We start from the raw sequence: 15,105 nt of genomic DNA, 5'->3' as shown, positions 1-15,105 counted from the left end.
TCCATCACGCCGCGTCCGGATGGCTACAACCAGCCCGGGTCGAGATCCACGGTGGTCCGGTCGACGGCCGCGAGCAGGTCGAACTGCGGCCCCGTGCGCGGCAGCTCGTAACGGAAGAAGTAGCGCGCGGCGGCCCGCTTGCCGTGCCCCAGGGCGTCGGTCCGGCCCTCGGCGGCGAGCAGCTGCTCCAGCCACACCCACGCCAGGACGACGTGCCCGGCCGCCTCCAGGTGGATCGAGGCGTTCGCGAGCCGGGCGGTGACGTCCGGTTCGGCGTGCAGCGCCCGGGTCACCGCGATCAGCCGGGCCCGTGCCGCGTCGAGGTCCTCGGCGTAGCCGCGTGTCTCGGCACCGGCTGAGCGGGCCCGCGCGACGGTCCCGGCCAGCAGCTCGTCCAGCGCGTCGAGCCCGGCGCCGCCGCTCGCGGCGGTGCGCCGGCCGAGCAGGTCGATGCCCTGGATGCCGTGCGTGCCCTCGTGGATCGGGTTGAGCCGGTTGTCCCGGTAGTGCTGCTCGACGTCGTACTCGCGGGTGTAGCCGTAACCGCCGAGCACCTGGATGGCGAGATCGTTGCCGGCCAGGCACCACTGCGACGGCCAGCTCTTCGCGATCGGGGTGAGGACGTCGAGCAGCAGGCCGGCCCGTTCCCGCGTTGCCCGGTCGGGAGCGGTCTCGTGGTCGTCGACCAGGCGTCCGCAGTAGAGGACCAGCCCGAGCGCGCCCTCGGCGTAGGACTTCTGGGCCAGCAGCATCCGGCGCACGTCGGCGTGCTCGACGATCGGCACCTGCGGCAGGCTCGGGTCGCGGCCCGCGACCGGGCGTCCCTGCGGACGGCTGCGGGCGTAGTCCAGCGACGTGAGGTAGGCGGTGTAGCCGAGCGCCGCGGCGCCCGCGCCGACGCCGATCCGGGCCTCGTTCATCATGTGGAACATGTAGGTGAGGCCGCGGTGCGGCTCGCCGACCAGGTAGCCGACGGCGCCCGGCGCGCCACCGGGGGTGTGGCCGCCCTCGCCGAGGTTCAGCACCGTGTTCGTGGTGCCGCGGTAGCCCATCTTGTGGTTCAGCCCGGCGAGCACGACGTCGTTGCGCTCGCCGGGCGCGCCGTCGTGGCCGACGAGGAACTTGGGCACGACGAACAGCGAGATCCCCTTCACCCCGGCCGGTGCGCCGGGCATCCTCGCCAGCACCAGGTGGACGATGTTCTCGCCCAGCTCGTGATCGCCGCCGGAGATCCACATCTTGGTGCCGGTGATCCGGTAGGTGCCGTCTCCGGCCGGCTCGGCCCGGGTGGCGACGTCGGCCAGTGACGAGCCGGCCTGGGTCTCGGACAGGCACATGGTGCCGTGGTAGCGGCCCTCCAGCATCGGGCGCACCCAGGTGTCGACCTGCTCGTCCGAGCCGTGCGCGAGCAGCAGGTTCGCGTTGGCCGTGGTGAGGAAGGCGTAGGCCCAGGTCGAGATGTTCGCCGCCGCGAACCAGGCCACGCACGCCGAGCGCACCAGGTGCGGCAGCTGCAGCCCGCCGACCGAGGCGTCCGCGGTCGCGGCGAGCAGGCCGGTCCCGGCGAGCGCGTCGAGTGCCGGGCGGACCTCGTCGTGCAGCACCACCCGGCCACCGCCCGCGGGGTCGAACCGGGGCTCCTCGGTGTCGTTGCGCTTGTTGTGCGGGGCGAACCGCTCGGCGGCGATCTCGGCGCACACGTCGAGGATCGCGTCGAAGGTCTCCCTGGAGTGCTCGGCGAAGCGTTCGCGGGAGGTGAGCGAGCCGGCGTCGAGCCAGTCGTGGAGCAGGAAGGCCAGGTCGGCGCGGGAGAGCAGCTGCGATGATCCGGGCACCGGATCTCCTTCGGTTCGGCGGGTCGGCGGGGCCGGGACCTGGTCAGATCGACAGTCCGCCGTCGACCGGCAGCACGACGCCGGTGACGTAGGCGGCCTCGTCGGAGGCGAGGAAGGCGACCGCGTCGGCCATCTCGGCGGGCTCGGCGAACCGGCCCATCGGGATCTGCGCGGTGAGCTCGTCGAGCTTGCCCTGCGGGATCGACTCGACCATCCGGGTGCGCGCGTTCGGCGAGATCGCGTTCACGGTGACGCCGAACCGGGCCAGCTCCTTGGCCGCGGTCCTGGTGAAGCCGATGATGCCGGCCTTGGCCATGGCGTAGTTGGACTGCCCGACGTTGCCGTGCAGCCCGGTGTAGGACGTCACGTTGATCACCCGGCCGGAGCCCTGCGCCCGGAACTGCGGCACCGCGGCCCGGGTGAACCGGAAGGTGCCGCCGGCGTGCACCGCCAGCACGGTCTCGTAGTCGTCGTCGGTCAGCTTCCAGAGCACGCCGTCGCGCAGCACCCCGGCGTTGTTGACGAGCACGTCGAGCCGGCCCGTGTCGGTCACCACCCGGTCGACGACGGCGGTCACCGCCGCGGTGTCCGCCACGTCCGCGGGGATGCCGGTCGCGCCCAGCTCGTCGGCGGTGGCGGCGACCGCGTCGGCGTCGGCGTCGACCAGGAACACGTGCGCCCCGGCGCCGGTGAAGCGTTCGGCGACCGCCCGGCCGACGCCGCGGGCGGCCCCGGTGACGACGACCGAGCGGCCGGTGAAGTCGAAGGTCAGGTTCGCCATCGGGACAGCCTCTCCAGGTCGGTCACCACGGAGTGCCGCGCAGTGACTAATTGCTTAGTAAGTACCAGTGCGAGGAGCATCGGGGCAAGTGGGGATGATGGGGCACAGGGCGCCGAGCGGACGCGCCGCGCAGGACGGGACGGTGCGGATGACGGTGCGGACGACCGAGGGCGATCCGGCGACCGGGAACGTCGACCGGGCGGCCGCCGCCGGTGCGGCCCTGCTCGCAGGCGGCGATCTCTGGTCCGACCTGCCACCGACCGCCAGGGCGATCGTCGTCGCGGCGATCGACTCGTTCGCCGACCGCGGGTTCCACGCCACCACGCTGCGGCACATCGCCGCCGGGTCCGGCCTGAGCACCGCTGCGCTCTACGTCCACTTCCGCTCCAAGGACGAGGTGCTGTTCGAGGTGAGCCGGCGCGGGCACGCGCGGGCGCTCGGACTGGTGCGGGACGCGGCCGCGCAGGGCCCGCCGGAGCACGCCTTCCGGACGCTGGTCTACGCGTTCAGCCGCTGGCACGCAGAGCAGCGCACCGTCGCCCGCGTCGTGCAGTACGAGTTCGCCGCGCTCGGCCCGGAGCACCGCGAGCAGGTGACCGGGCTGCGGCGGGCCACCGAACGGGTCGTCCGGGGGGTCGTCGCGGAGGCCATCGGCGGGTCCGCCGAGGACGCCGCGACGCGGGGTGTCTGCACGGCCGTGCTCTCACTGGGGGTCGACGTGGCCCGGTGGTTCGGCCCGGCAGGCCCCTACACCCCCGACGGGGTGGGGCGGCTGTACTGCGAGCTCGCCGAACGGATGCTGGTGCCCCGGTAGGTCAGGCCGCGGGCTCGCCCGCGACGGCGACCACCCCGCCGACGTCGTGGCGCAGCCAGGCGAGCAGCGTCGTGTCCTCCAGGGTCAGCGGCACCTCCGGCCCGCCCCACCCCAGCCGGGTGGTCGGCCGGTACGCCAGCGCGTCCTCCAGCATCGCGGCGAGCCCCTCCGTCGCCCGCACGGTCCGCCCGCCGTGCGCGACGACCCGGCTCCCGGGCACGTCCTCGTCGGCGTGTGCACCGGTGCTGAGGACGTAACCGATCCCCAGTCGGTCGTCGAATCCGGTCACCTGCACGACGGCTCCTTTCAGCCGGTGTCCGAGGTGCCGACGGTAGCGAAACCCGTACCACCTCCAGGCGACGCAGCGTGTGACGTCGTGCGTGCCGGGAGTGACATGACGCGCGGGTGAGTACGGTCACCGGACGCGGGCGTTTGCCACGGGGCTACTCGTTGGTAACAATGAATGTCACAGTGGCACGGCGTGCCACTACGACACGACGCTGGCAGAGTCACCGGGTACACGACGGGCGCGACGCCGCGGCCCACCTCCGCTCGGCAGAGCGCGCGGCACAGCACCGTCACGGTGACGCGAGACGCGAGACGGGACGGAACCGGACACCGGTGCCGGACCGCGAATCAGGACGACGCGGTGTGCGCAGGCGCGCAGGCCGCCGCGGCAGGAGGTCGAAGAGGTCCTATGAAGATCGTGACCCTGGTGAAGCAGGTGGCTGACACCTACTCGGAGCGGAAGCTGTCCGACTCCGACCACACCCTGGACCGGGCGGGGACCGAGGCGGTCATCGACGAGATCAACGAGCGTGCGGTGGAGCAGGCGCTGCAGCTGAAGGAGGCCAACGAGGGCTCCGAGGTCGTCGTGGTGACGATGGGGCCGGACTCGGCGACCGACGCGATCCGCAAGGCGCTGTCGATGGGTGCGGACTCCGCGATCCACCTGTCCGACGAGGCGATCCACGGCTCGTGCGCGGTGCAGACGGCGAAGGCGCTGACCAAGCTCATCGGGACCGTCGAGGGCTGGGACCTGGTGATCGCCGGCAACTCGGCGTCGGACGGTCAGATCGCCGCGGTACCGGCGATGATCGCCGACCTGCTCGGTGTTCCCGCGCTGACCTGGGCCAACGAGCTGGCGGTCGAGGGCACGACGGTGACCGCGAAGCGGGAGACCGACGACGGTGTCACCCGGCTGACCGCCGAGCTCCCCGCGGTGGTGTCGGTCGGCGAGAAGTCGGGCGAGCCCCGTTACCCCTCGTTCAAGGGGATCATGGCGGCGAAGAAGAAGCCGGTCACGACGCTGGACCTGGCCGGTGCCGGGATCGACGCCTCCGAGGTGGGACTGGCGAACGCGCTGACCACGGTGACGTCCTCGGCGCCGAAGCCGCCGAAGCAGGCCGGCGAGAAGGTGACCGACGAGGGCGACGGTGGCGCGAAGATCGCCGAGTACCTGGTCGCCCAGAAGCTGATCTGACGTCCCGCGCGTAGTCGAAACCCCTTCTTCCTAGGAGACCGAAAACCATGGCTGAGGTACTGGTTCTCGTCGACCACGTCGACGGTGACGTCAAGAAGACCACCTACGAGCTGCTGACCGCCGCCCGCGCACTGGGCGAGCCCTCGGCGGTCGTGGTGGGTGCCGCCGGGGTGGCGGACAAGCTGGCCGACGGGCTGGCACAGCACGGCGCGGAGAAGATCTACGTGGCCGAGACCGACTCGACCGACTTCCTGGCCGCCGAGGTGGGTGTGCTGGAGTCGCTGGTCGGGTCGGCCTCGCCGGCTGCGGTGCTGATCTCGGCATCGGCGAACGGCAAGGAGATCGCCGGGCGGCTGGCCGTCCGCACGAACTCCGGGCTGCTCGGCGACGTGGTCGGTGTCACGGCCGACGGCGTGCAGCACTCCGTGTTCGGTGGTGCGTACACGGCCGAGGCGAAGGCGAACACCGAACACCCGGTGATCACCGTGCGGCCCGGTGCGATCGAGGTCGAGGCGGCTGCCGGTGCCGGCGCACGGGAGACCGTCGAGGTCCCGGCGGCCGCGGGCCGCCACGCCACGGTGACCGCACGCGAGCCGATCGAGGGTGGATCGCGTCCGGAGCTGACCGAGGCGACCGTGATCGTCTCCGGTGGTCGCGGTGTCGGCTCGGCCGAGGACTTCTCGGTCGTCGAGGCACTGGCCGACTCGCTCGGTGCCGCCGTCGGTGCCTCGCGCGCCGCGGTCGACTCGGGCTACTACCCGCCGCAGTTCCAGGTCGGTCAGACCGGCAAGTCGGTGTCGCCGCAGCTCTACATCGCGCTGGGCATCTCCGGTGCGATCCAGCACCGGGCCGGCATGCAGACGTCGAAGACGATCGTCGCGGTGAACAAGGACGAGGAGGCGCCGATCTTCGAGGTGGCCGACTTCGGCATCGTCGGTGACCTGTTCAAGGTTGCTCCGCAGCTGCAGGAGGAGATCACCAAGCGCAAGGGCTGACGCCCGGCGCATCCACCCGACGACGCCCGGCCGCCGCCCCGTGCGGTGGCCGGGCGTCGCGGTGTGTGCGGTGCTGTTCACCCGTTCCCACCCGGCTCCTGCCTGCGACGACACCCTCCCGACACCGGCTCGACAACCCGTCCGGCCCCGTCGGGGGGCGTTCATCCCGGGGCCACCGCCGGACCGTCCGGACGTCGGGTGCGGCCGGTACCAACACCGGTGTGAACCAGGTGATCGTCTCCACCCCGGAGACCGCCGCCCGGCGGTACTCCCTGCTGCTCACCACCGACACCGACGACGTCGCCGCGGCGCAGGCGCTGCGGTACCAGGTGTTCGCCGGCGAGCTGGGGGCCCGGCTGGACACCCCGGTGCCGGGCCGCGACGTCGACCACTTCGACGCGTTCTGCGATCACCTCGTCGTCCGCGAGGACGCCTCCGGTGACATCGTCGGCACCTACCGGATGCTGCCGCCCCGGGGTGCCCGGGAGGCCGGCGGGCTCTACGCCGACGGCGAGTTCGACCTGTCCGAGCTCGACCCGCTGCGCGGCTCGCTGGTGGAGACCGGCCGGTCCTGCGTGCACCCCGACCACCGGGCGGGCTCCGTCGTCGGTCTGGTGTGGGCCGGGCTGGCCCGCTACATGCTGCTCACCGGCCACAGCTGGCTGATCGGCTGCGCCAGTGTCCCGCTCGACGACGGCGGTGTCACGGCCGCGGGCGTGTGGGAGACGGTCGGTTCGCGGCACCTCGCCCCGGCCGGGTACCGGACCGTTCCGCACCGGCCGTGGGACCCGGCGACCGCGCCCCGGCACCGCGCCACGACGATCCCCCCGCTGCTGCGTGGCTACCTGCGACTGGGCACCTGGGTGTGCGGGCCGCCCGCGCACGATCCGGACTTCGGTGTCGCCGACTTCCCGGTGCTGCTCGGGATGGACCTGATGGCCCCCCGCTACCGGCGGTTCTTCCTGGGGGACGCGCCCGCGGAGCCCCGGGGATGACGCTCGCGGCCGATCCGGTGGGCGGTGCGGCCGCCTCCGCACCACCCACCGGGCCGCACCGGCCGGCCCCCGCGCCGCTCGACACCGCGCCGCTCGGCACCGCGCCGCTCGGCACTGCGCCGCTCGGCACCGCGCCGCTCGACACCGCGCACCCGTCGGCGCCGCCCGCGTCCGCTGCTCGGCTCGCCGGCGCGCAGCGCGGCCCCACCGGGATCGGCCACCCGACCCATCCCAGCGTTCCGCCCGCCGCGCGACGGCCGGGCGGCCCGTGGGCCGCCTGGTCACCGTGCACCCCGGCGCACTGCCTGCCCGCCCGGGCGACGACCGGGCGGTGGCGGATGGTCCGCCGGGCCGCCGTGCTGCTGGCGGTGCTCGCGCTCGCGCTGCTCACGGTGCCCCTCGCCGCCGCGGTGGGGTCCCGTGCGCTCGGTCCGGTCCTGCGCGCACTGCACCGTGCGGTGCTCCGGGCCGCGGGGGTGCGGCTCGTCGTGCGGGGCGGCCCGCTCGCCCCGGCGGACGGCCGGGGTGCGCTCGTCGTCGCCGACCACACGTCCTGGATCGACATCCCCGCGCTCGGCGCGATCGGCCCGGTGACGATGCTCGCGAAGCGGGAGGTCCGGGACTGGCCGCTGATCGGGATGCTCGCCGCACTGGTCGGGACGGTGTTCGTGCACCGCGAAGGGCTGTCCCGGTTGCCGGTGACCGTCGCGACCGTGACCGCGGCGCTGCGGTCCGGTGCGCTCGTCGGCGTCTTCCCGGAGGCGACGACCTGGTGCGGTGCCGTCGGGGGCGACTACCGCAGGGCGCCGTTCCAGGCCGCGATCGACGCGGGCGTTCCGGTGCGGCCGGTCACGATCGCACTGACCACGCCGGACGGCCGCCCCACCACGGCGGGTGCGTTCGTCGGCGGGCAGACCCTCGGTGACACCCTCGGCCGGGTGCTGCGGCTGCCGGGCCTGGTCTGCGAGGTGCGGGTGGGCGATCTCGTCGAACCGGGGACCGACGACCGCCGTGCGCTCGCCGGGCGGGCCTGCGAGCGCGTCCGGCGCCCCGGACGCGGGTGAGGCGCCGGGGGCGCCTGCACGGGGATTATCCTGGATGCCGATGACGTACCTGGACCACGCGGCGACCACGCCGATGCTGCCCGCAGCCGTCGCCGCCATGAGCGACGCGCTGGGCCGCACCGGCAACGCGTCGTCGCTGCACTCGTCGGGCCGCCGCGCCCGGCGCGGGGTCGAGGAGGGGCGGGAGCGGATCGCCGATGCGGTCGGCGCACGCCCGTCCGAGGTCGTGTTCTGCGCCGGCGGGACCGAGAGCGACAACCTGGCGGTCAAGGGCCTGTTCTGGGCCCGGCGCACGGCCGATCCGCGCCGCACCAGGGTGCTGGTGTCCGCGGTCGAGCACCACGCCGTGATCGACGCCGCGGAGTGGCTGGTCGCGCACGAGGGTGCCCGGTTGCGCCTGCTCGAGGTGGACGCCACCGGGCGGGTCCGGCCGGAGACGCTGCGGGCGGCGCTCGCCGAGGACCCGGACGCGAACGCGCTGGTCTCGGTCATGTGGGCGAACAACGAGGTCGGCACGATCAACCCGGTCGGTGAGCTGGCGGAGATCAGCCACACCTTCGGGGTCCCGTTCCACACCGACGCCGTGCAGGCCGTCGGGATCCTGGACGTGGACTTCGCCGCCTCCGGTGCCGACGCCCTCACCCTGACCGGGCACAAGCTCGGTGGCCCCTACGGCGCCGGGGTGCTGCTGCTGGGCCGGGACGTCGAGTGCACCCCGCTGCTGCACGGCGGCGGCCAGGAGCGGGACGTGCGCTCCGGCACCCTCGACGTCCCCTCGCTGGCCGGGCTGGCCGCCGCGGTCACCGAGTCGGTCGCGGTCGCCCCGCGCCGGCGCGGGGAGCTGTCCGCGCTGCGCGACGAGCTGGTCGCCGCGGTGCTGGCCGAGGTCCCGGACGCGGTGCTCAACGGTGCCCCGCTCGGCACCGACCGGCTCCCCGGCAACGCGCACCTGTCGTTCCCCGGCTGCGAGGGTGACAGCCTGCTGATGCTGCTCGACGCGCACGGCATCGACTGCTCGACCGGGTCGGCCTGCACGGCGGGTGTCGCGCAGCCCAGCCACGTGCTGCTCGCCATGGGGGCCGACGAGTGCACGGCCCGCGGATCGCTGCGGTTCTCGCTGGGTCACACCAGCACCCGGGCCGACGTGCGGGCGCTGGCCGAGGCGATCGGTTCGGTCATCGAACGCGCCCGCCGGGCCGGGCGCGCCCCGGCCGCGGTGACGGGCTGATCCGGTGCGCGTCCTCGCCGCGATGAGCGGCGGCGTCGACTCCGCGGTCGCCGCCGCACGGGCGGTGGCCGCCGGGCACGACGTCGTCGGGGTGCACCTGGCGCTGTCCCGCACCCGGGACGCGATGCGCTCGGGGTCGCGCGGATGCTGCTCGAAGGAGGACTCGGCGGACGCCGCGCGGGCGGCCGACGTGCTGGGCATCCCGTACTACGTGTGGGACCTGTCCGAGGAGTTCACCCGGGACGTGGTGGACGACTTCGTCGCCTCCTACGCAGCGGGGGAGACACCGAACCCCTGCCTGCGGTGCAACGAGAAGATCAAGTTCGCCGCGGTGCTGGACCGGGCCCTCGCGCTCGGCTTCGACGCGGTCTGCACCGGGCACTACGCGCGGCTCGACCCGTCGGTCCCGGAGCTGCGGCGCTCGGCGGACCCGGACAAGGACCAGTCCTACGTGCTCGCCGTGCTGCGGGCCGACCAGCTGCGGCACGCGATGTTCCCGGTCGGCGACACCCCGAAACCGGCGATCCGCGCCGAGGCGCAGCGACTCGGGCTGCGGGTGGCGGGCAAGCCGGACAGCCACGACATCTGCTTCATCCCGACCGGCGACACCCAGGGCTTCCTGCGCGACCGGCTGGGCAGCAGGCCCGGTTCGGTCATCGACGCGGCCTCGGGCGAGGTGCTCGGCACCCACGACGGGGTGCACGGGTTCACCGTCGGGCAGCGCAAGGGGCTCGGCGTGGACCGTCCGGCGCCCGACGGCAGACCGCGCTACGTGCTCGGGATCGAACCGGTCAGCGGCACGGTGCGGGTCGGCCCCGGCACGGCGCTCGACGTCCGGTCGATCACCGCGCACTCGCCGGTCTGGACGTCCGGGACCGCACCGCAGGCCCCGTTCGGCTGCACGGTCCAGGTGCGCGCACACGGCGGTACCGCGACCGCCGAGGTCGTCCCCGCCGGGGCGGAGGTCACGGTGACGCTGGCCGAGCCGCTGCGCGGGGTCGCGCCGGGCCAGGCGGTGGCCTTCTACCGCCCGGCCGTCGGCGGTGACGTGGTCCTCGGCTCGGCGACCATCGCCGGGACGGGCTGACCCCGCCCGGGGACGCACGTGCCGGCCGGCCGGCCGGGCCCGGGCACGACGGGCGCGGCCGGGTGGCACCGGGCACCGGTACGGGACGCGCAGTGGCGCCGAGGCCTGCCGACGGCGCCACCCGTCGGCGCACAGGCCAACGCAAAGTGTGCACCGCTCCCAGTAGAGAGCAGTGCTCTTGCACGGTCGTCGTCGTCCGTGGACACTGAGCTCATGACGACGCAGCGCCCCCGGTACCAGGCCCCCGGCCGGTTCACCCGGATGTTCCTCAACCCCCTGGTCGCGGGACTGACCCGGCTCGGGCTCCCGCTCGCCGGATCGGCCGTGCTCGGCGTCCGGGGCCGCAGCTCCGGTGAGGTCCGCACCGTCCCGGTCAATCCGCTCCCGTTCGACGGGCGCCGCTACCTCGTGGCCGCACGCGGCGAGACCCAGTGGGTCCGCAATCTGCGGGTCGCTGGTGAGGCCGAGCTGACCGTCGGCCGCCGGACCGAACGGGTCCGGGCCACCGAGCTGACCGGTTCGCCCGAGGCCGTCCCGGTGCTCCGGGAGTACCTGCGGCGATGGGCCTGGGAGGTGGGAGCGTTCTTCGACGGTGTCGACGCGAAGTCCTCCGACGAGGAGCTGGCCGCGGCCGCACCCCGGCACCCGATCTTCGTCCTGTCCTGACGCGCGCCCCGGCACCCCGTCCACGCGGACGCCGCGGGCGGCAGGGGAGACTGGGCGGGTGAGTTCTGACGACCCGCTTGCCGCCGCGCTCGCCGCCGCCGGGCTGGGCGACGTGCGTCCCGGCGAATCCCGCCCGCCCGAGCCCCGGATCGAGGTCGTCGACGCCCCGGAGGAGCCGCAGCGTCCGCGCGAGCTGTGGCCCACCGGCATCGGGACCGGGGTCGGCTCGCTGCCGGGGACCGACCCCCGGGAGGCGGCGGCGCTGGTCACCGGTGAGACGCCGGAGTTGCCGGCGCTGCCCGAGCTGCCTGCCCGCGGCGTCGGCGCCGACATGATCGGCCGCACCGCCGGGTTGCTGGTGGACCTGGCGGTCGAGGTCGTCCCCACCGGGTGGCGGGTGACCGCGCGGCCCGGGCGCGACCTGCGCCGGGCCCGCGACCTGATGGCCGGTGACCTGGACGCCTTCGACGACGCCTGCGACCGGTCGCGCCCCGGTTGGGTCAAGGTGCAGGTGGCCGGTCCGTGGACGCTCGTCGCCGCCGTGGAGCTGGCGTCCGGGCACCGGGTGCTCACCGACCGCGGCGCCGTCCGCGAGTTCGCGGCGAGCCTCGGGGAGGGCGTGCGCGGCCACGTCGCCGAGGTGGCGGAGCGGACCGGAGCGCGGGTCGTGGTGCAGCTCGACGAGCCCGGCCTGCCCGCGGTGATCGCCGGTTCGCTGCCCACCGCGTCCGGCTACGGCACGGTGCGCGCGATCCGCGCGCCGGACGCCCAGGACGTCCTGCGCGAGCTGGTCTCCTCGATCGGGGTGCCGGTCGTCGTGCACTGCTGCGCGGACCGCCCGCCGATCCGGCTGCTCGCCGGCACCGGCGCGGCCGCCGTCGGGATCGACGCGACCCGTCCGGCCTTCACCGGGGACACGGCCGAGCCGGCGGCACTGGACGCGATCGGTGAGACCTGGGACGCGGGAACACCGCTGCTGCTGGGTCTGGTGCCGAGCACCGCCCCGCGGCGCGAACCGGAGACCGGCGACCTCGCCCGGGCCGGGTTCGACCTGGCCGACCGGCTCGGGTTCGCCCGGAACCGGCTCGCCCGGCTCGCCGTGCCGACCCCGGCGTGCGGGCTGGCGGGGGCGACGCCGGACTGGGCGCGCCGGGCGCTGGAACTGTCCCGGGACCTGGGGCGGGCCTTCGGCGACCCAGACGAGTAGCGGTGGCCGCGCTCAGTTCAGCCTGCGGGCGTCGGCCGGGAGGCCCCCGCCGGCGTAGACGTCCTCGGCCAGCTTCGCCAGCGCGGTCAGCGCCACGTTCTGGCTCCACGGCCCGTACGAGACGCGCGCGACCCCGAGTCGCTGCGCGGTCCCGAGCGGGATCGATCCGGGGATCCCGATCAGGTTGACCTTCCGCTCGCCGAGCTCCTCGACCAGGCGTGTCACCTGGGACTCGTCGAGCTTGCCGGGCACGAAGACGTTCGACGCGCCGGCCTCGAGGTAGGCCCGGCCGCGTTCGACGGCGTCGTCCAGCACGGCCGACGGGTCCCGGTCGCCCGCCCTGAGGAAGGCGTCGGTGCGGGCGTTGAGGACGAAGTCCACGCCGGCGCTCGCGGCCGCGGCGACCGCCGCCTCCACCGCCTTCACCGACTCGGCGAGCGGCTTCATCTGGTCCTCCAGGTTCGCCCCGACGACGCCGACGTCGATGGCGCGGGCGACGGTGCCGCCCGGGTCGCCGTAACCCGCCTCCAGGTCGGCGGTGACCGGCAGGTCGCCTGCGGTGCGCGCGATCAGCCCGACGGCGGCGATCATCTCCTCGCGCGGGATGTTCTCGCCGTCGTCGTAGCCGTGCGAGGCGGCGATACCGTGGCTGGCCGTGGCCAGCGCCGTCGTGCCCGGGGTCTCGGCGACGACCTTCGCGGTGATCGCGTCCCAGACGTTGACGAGCACCAGCAGCTCCGGTGCGGCGTGCAGCTGTTGCAGAGTGGTGGCCTTCTCGGCGGTCGAGGTCATGCCGCCACCGTAGGACGGGTCACGGGGTCGCCGGAGGCCGATCGGTGCCGGACGCATACCCAGAACTGGGTATCTGACCGCGTTCGGCGCGCACCGGTGCGCCCCCGGTCGGCGATGCTGTTCCGGTGCCCCCCGACGGTCCCACCGCAGCACCGCCCGCCGTGCCGTCCGCCGCCCGGCCGGGCGCGGGCCTGGGCGGGCCGGCGTTGCTGCTCGGTGCGTCCGGCACGGTGGCCGTCGCCGTCGCGACCGGTCTGTCGATCGACGGACCGCCGCCCCTGACCGGGCTGGCCCTCGCCTCGGTCGGTCTCGTGCTCGGCGGCGGCGGGCTCGTCCTGGGCACGGTGGGGGCGATCCGTGGCGGTGTCCGGCGGAGCCGGACTGCGGTCGCGGCCGCGGGCCTGTCGCTCGCCGGCCTGTCCGCGGCACTGATCTGGCTGGCCGCCTTCGTGATCACCGTGCTGTCCGGGGCCGGCCCGTCCATGCCGGTGGGTGGGGAGCCGTTCGGCTGCGCGGGGCCCTGACGGCGCCCGCCCGTCGAGCGGACCGGGTCAGGAGACGGACGACCCGGCGGGCATCGCGTCCAGGCGCAGGTCCGGGAACTTGCGCGCGATGATGTCCATCCGCCACTTGTTGCTGAACAGCGCGAGGTACTCGCCGTCGGAGTCGCGGCGCAGCACCTCGCACTCCGACTGGGCCGACAGCAGCTCGACCGCGGACGCCTCGGTGAGCCGGGCGACCTGGTAGGGCAGCCGGTCCAGCGTCACCGGGGCGTTGAACTCGGTCTCCAGCCGCCCGGTGACCACGTCGAACTGCAGCGGACCGACCGCGGCCAGCACCGGGGCCTGGTCGCCGCGCAGGTCCGAGCGCAGGATCTGGATGACGGCCTCGTTGCCGAGCTGCTCGATGCCCTTGCGGAACTGCTTGTACTTGCCGGCGTCCCGGGCCCGGATCACCGCGAAGTGCTCGGGTGCGAACGCCGGGATCGACGGGAAGTCGACCGGCTCGGCGGCGTAGAGCGTGTCACCGGGGCGCAGCGCGGTCGCGTTGACCAGGCCGACGATGTCGCCCGGGTAGGCCTCCTCGACGGTCTTGCGCTCGGCGCCGAACACCGACTGGGCGTACTTGGTCGCGAACGGCTTGCCGGTCGCGGCGTGGGTCAGCACCATCCCGCGCTCGAACCGGCCGGAACAGATCCGCAGGAACGCCATCCGGTCGCGGTGCGCCTTGTCCATACCGGCCTGCACCTTGAACACCAGGCCGGAGGTCGGCGCGTCGAGCGGGCGGTCGTGACCCTCGACGTCGGGTCGCGCGGCGGGCGGCGGGGCGAGATCGACCAGCGAGTCGAGCAGCCGCGCGACGCCGATGTTGGACAGCGCCGACCCGAACAGCACCGGGGTGGCGCTGCCGGAGAGGAAGTCCTTCTCGTCCCAGCTCGCACCGATCTCGTCGAGCAGGCCGAGCTCGTCCTGCGCGGTCTGCCAGTACTCGGGCTCCTGGGCGGCGATGGTCTCGGCGTCGACGACGGTCGCGGTCGCCTTCGTCGCACCGCCGGCGGCCCGGGTGAAGGCGGTGTACTCACCGGTGGAGCGCTCGATGAGACCCTTGAACTGACCGGCGATGCCGAGCGGCCAGGTCAGCGGCATCGGCCGCAGCCCGATCGTCTGCTCGACCTCGTCGAGCAGCTCCAGCGCCTCCCGTCCGGGCCGGTCCCACTTGTTGACGAAGGTGACCACCGGGACACCGCGGGACCGGCAGACGTCGAACAGCTTGAGGGTCTGCGGTTCGAGGCCCTTGGCCGCGTCGAGCAGCATCACCGCTGCGTCGACGGCGGCGAGCACCCGGTAGGTGTCCTCCGAGAAGTCACCGTGGCCCGGCGTGTCCAGCAGGTTTATCACGCAGTCGCGGTAGGCGAACTGCAGCACCGCCGAGGACACCGAGATGCCGCGGGCCCGCTCCATCTCCATCCAGTCGCTGGTGACGCCCTTGCGCCCGGACTTGCCGTGCACCGCACCCGCCGAGTCGATGACCTCCGCGTGCAGCGCGAGCGCCTCGGTGAGGGTGGACTTGCCGGCGTCGGGGTGGGAGATGACGGCGAACGTGCGCCGGCGCGCGGTCTCGTCGAGTACGTGCGCGTCCTGCGTGTCGGTCACATCCC

15 protein-coding genes are annotated in these 15,105 nt (G+C 74.2%); 10 read left to right on the top strand and 5 right to left on the bottom strand.

Annotation, left to right across the window (positions count from 1 at the left end; genetic code table 11):
- Positions 1-23: 23 nt before the first annotated feature.
- On the bottom strand, positions 24-1,835 hold the full coding sequence (locus AB0J24_RS21125) for an acyl-CoA dehydrogenase (protein ID WP_358683855.1): 1,812 nt from the start codon (positions 1,833-1,835) through the stop codon (positions 24-26).
- A gap of 43 nt (positions 1,836-1,878) precedes the next feature.
- Entirely contained in the window at positions 1,879-2,616 is a 738-nt protein-coding gene (locus AB0J24_RS21120; protein WP_358683853.1) for an SDR family oxidoreductase, read from the bottom strand.
- 148 nt (positions 2,617-2,764) lie between these two features.
- On the opposite strand from AB0J24_RS21120, the gene AB0J24_RS21115 reads away from it, so the two are divergent.
- Positions 2,765-3,430 carry a TetR/AcrR family transcriptional regulator gene (locus AB0J24_RS21115; protein WP_358683851.1) on the top strand — a complete coding sequence of 222 codons (666 nt, stop codon included), beginning with the start codon at positions 2,765-2,767 and terminating at the stop codon, positions 3,428-3,430.
- 1 nt (position 3,431) lies between these two features.
- Here AB0J24_RS21115 and AB0J24_RS21110 read toward each other — a convergent pair whose 3' ends face one another.
- On the bottom strand, positions 3,432-3,725 hold the full coding sequence (locus AB0J24_RS21110) for a hypothetical protein (RefSeq protein WP_358683849.1): 294 nt from the start codon (positions 3,723-3,725) through the stop codon (positions 3,432-3,434).
- A 402-nt stretch (positions 3,726-4,127) separates the two neighbouring features.
- Between AB0J24_RS21110 and AB0J24_RS21105 the strand changes: the two genes are divergently transcribed.
- The 8 genes from AB0J24_RS21105 (at position 4,128) to AB0J24_RS21070 (ending at position 12,155) form a co-directional block, all read left to right on the top strand.
- On the top strand, positions 4,128-4,913 hold the full coding sequence (locus tag AB0J24_RS21105) for an electron transfer flavoprotein subunit beta/FixA family protein (protein WP_358683847.1): 786 nt from the start codon (positions 4,128-4,130) through the stop codon (positions 4,911-4,913).
- A gap of 47 nt (positions 4,914-4,960) precedes the next feature.
- Positions 4,961-5,908, top strand: a complete 948-nt coding sequence (locus AB0J24_RS21100; protein ID WP_358683845.1) for an electron transfer flavoprotein subunit alpha/FixB family protein — start codon at positions 4,961-4,963, stop codon at positions 5,906-5,908.
- Between the two features lie 221 nt (positions 5,909-6,129).
- Complete coding sequence (locus AB0J24_RS21095; protein WP_358683843.1) at positions 6,130-6,903, top strand: GNAT family N-acyltransferase; 774 nt, start codon at positions 6,130-6,132, stop codon at positions 6,901-6,903.
- Complete coding sequence (locus tag AB0J24_RS21090) at positions 6,900-7,967, top strand: 1-acyl-sn-glycerol-3-phosphate acyltransferase (RefSeq protein ID WP_358683841.1); 1,068 nt, start codon at positions 6,900-6,902, stop codon at positions 7,965-7,967. Before AB0J24_RS21095 ends, AB0J24_RS21090 begins: the two co-directional genes overlap by 4 nt.
- Positions 7,968-8,007: 40 nt before the next feature.
- Complete coding sequence (locus tag AB0J24_RS21085) at positions 8,008-9,195, top strand: cysteine desulfurase family protein (protein WP_358683839.1); 1,188 nt, start codon at positions 8,008-8,010, stop codon at positions 9,193-9,195.
- Between the two features lie 4 nt (positions 9,196-9,199).
- Positions 9,200-10,282, top strand: coding sequence for a tRNA 2-thiouridine(34) synthase MnmA (gene mnmA, locus AB0J24_RS21080; protein ID WP_358683837.1), 1,083 nt, complete (start codon positions 9,200-9,202; stop codon positions 10,280-10,282).
- A 213-nt stretch (positions 10,283-10,495) separates the two neighbouring features.
- The gene (locus AB0J24_RS21075) at positions 10,496-10,948 is read left to right on the top strand and encodes a nitroreductase/quinone reductase family protein (protein WP_358683835.1); all 453 of its coding nucleotides are present in this window, start codon (positions 10,496-10,498) and stop codon (positions 10,946-10,948) included.
- A gap of 193 nt (positions 10,949-11,141) precedes the next feature.
- A complete protein-coding gene (locus AB0J24_RS21070) occupies positions 11,142-12,155 on the top strand; it encodes a methionine synthase (protein ID WP_358683947.1) in 1,014 nt (337 codons plus the stop codon).
- Between the two features lie 12 nt (positions 12,156-12,167).
- Here AB0J24_RS21070 and AB0J24_RS21065 read toward each other — a convergent pair whose 3' ends face one another.
- Complete coding sequence (locus AB0J24_RS21065; protein WP_358683833.1) at positions 12,168-12,947, bottom strand: isocitrate lyase/phosphoenolpyruvate mutase family protein; 780 nt, start codon at positions 12,945-12,947, stop codon at positions 12,168-12,170.
- Between the two features lie 125 nt (positions 12,948-13,072).
- On the opposite strand from AB0J24_RS21065, the gene AB0J24_RS21060 reads away from it, so the two are divergent.
- Positions 13,073-13,471 (top strand): hypothetical protein, encoded by a 399-nt coding sequence (locus AB0J24_RS21060; protein WP_358683831.1) that lies wholly within the window; start codon positions 13,073-13,075, stop codon positions 13,469-13,471.
- A gap of 27 nt (positions 13,472-13,498) precedes the next feature.
- On the opposite strand, the gene AB0J24_RS21055 is transcribed toward AB0J24_RS21060, so the two are convergent.
- Positions 13,499-15,100: a peptide chain release factor 3 gene (locus tag AB0J24_RS21055; RefSeq protein ID WP_358683829.1), complete on the bottom strand. Its 1,602-nt coding sequence runs from the start codon at positions 15,098-15,100 to the stop codon at positions 13,499-13,501.
- Between the last annotated feature and the right edge of the window lie 5 nt (positions 15,101-15,105).

The sequence above is a fragment of the Pseudonocardia sp. NPDC049635 genome (assembly GCF_040659795.1).
Taxonomy (GTDB): Bacteria; Actinomycetota; Actinomycetes; order Mycobacteriales; family Pseudonocardiaceae; genus Pseudonocardia.
Note: the sequence above shows the minus strand (reverse complement) of the source record. Positions and strands in the feature narration are given on the sequence as shown.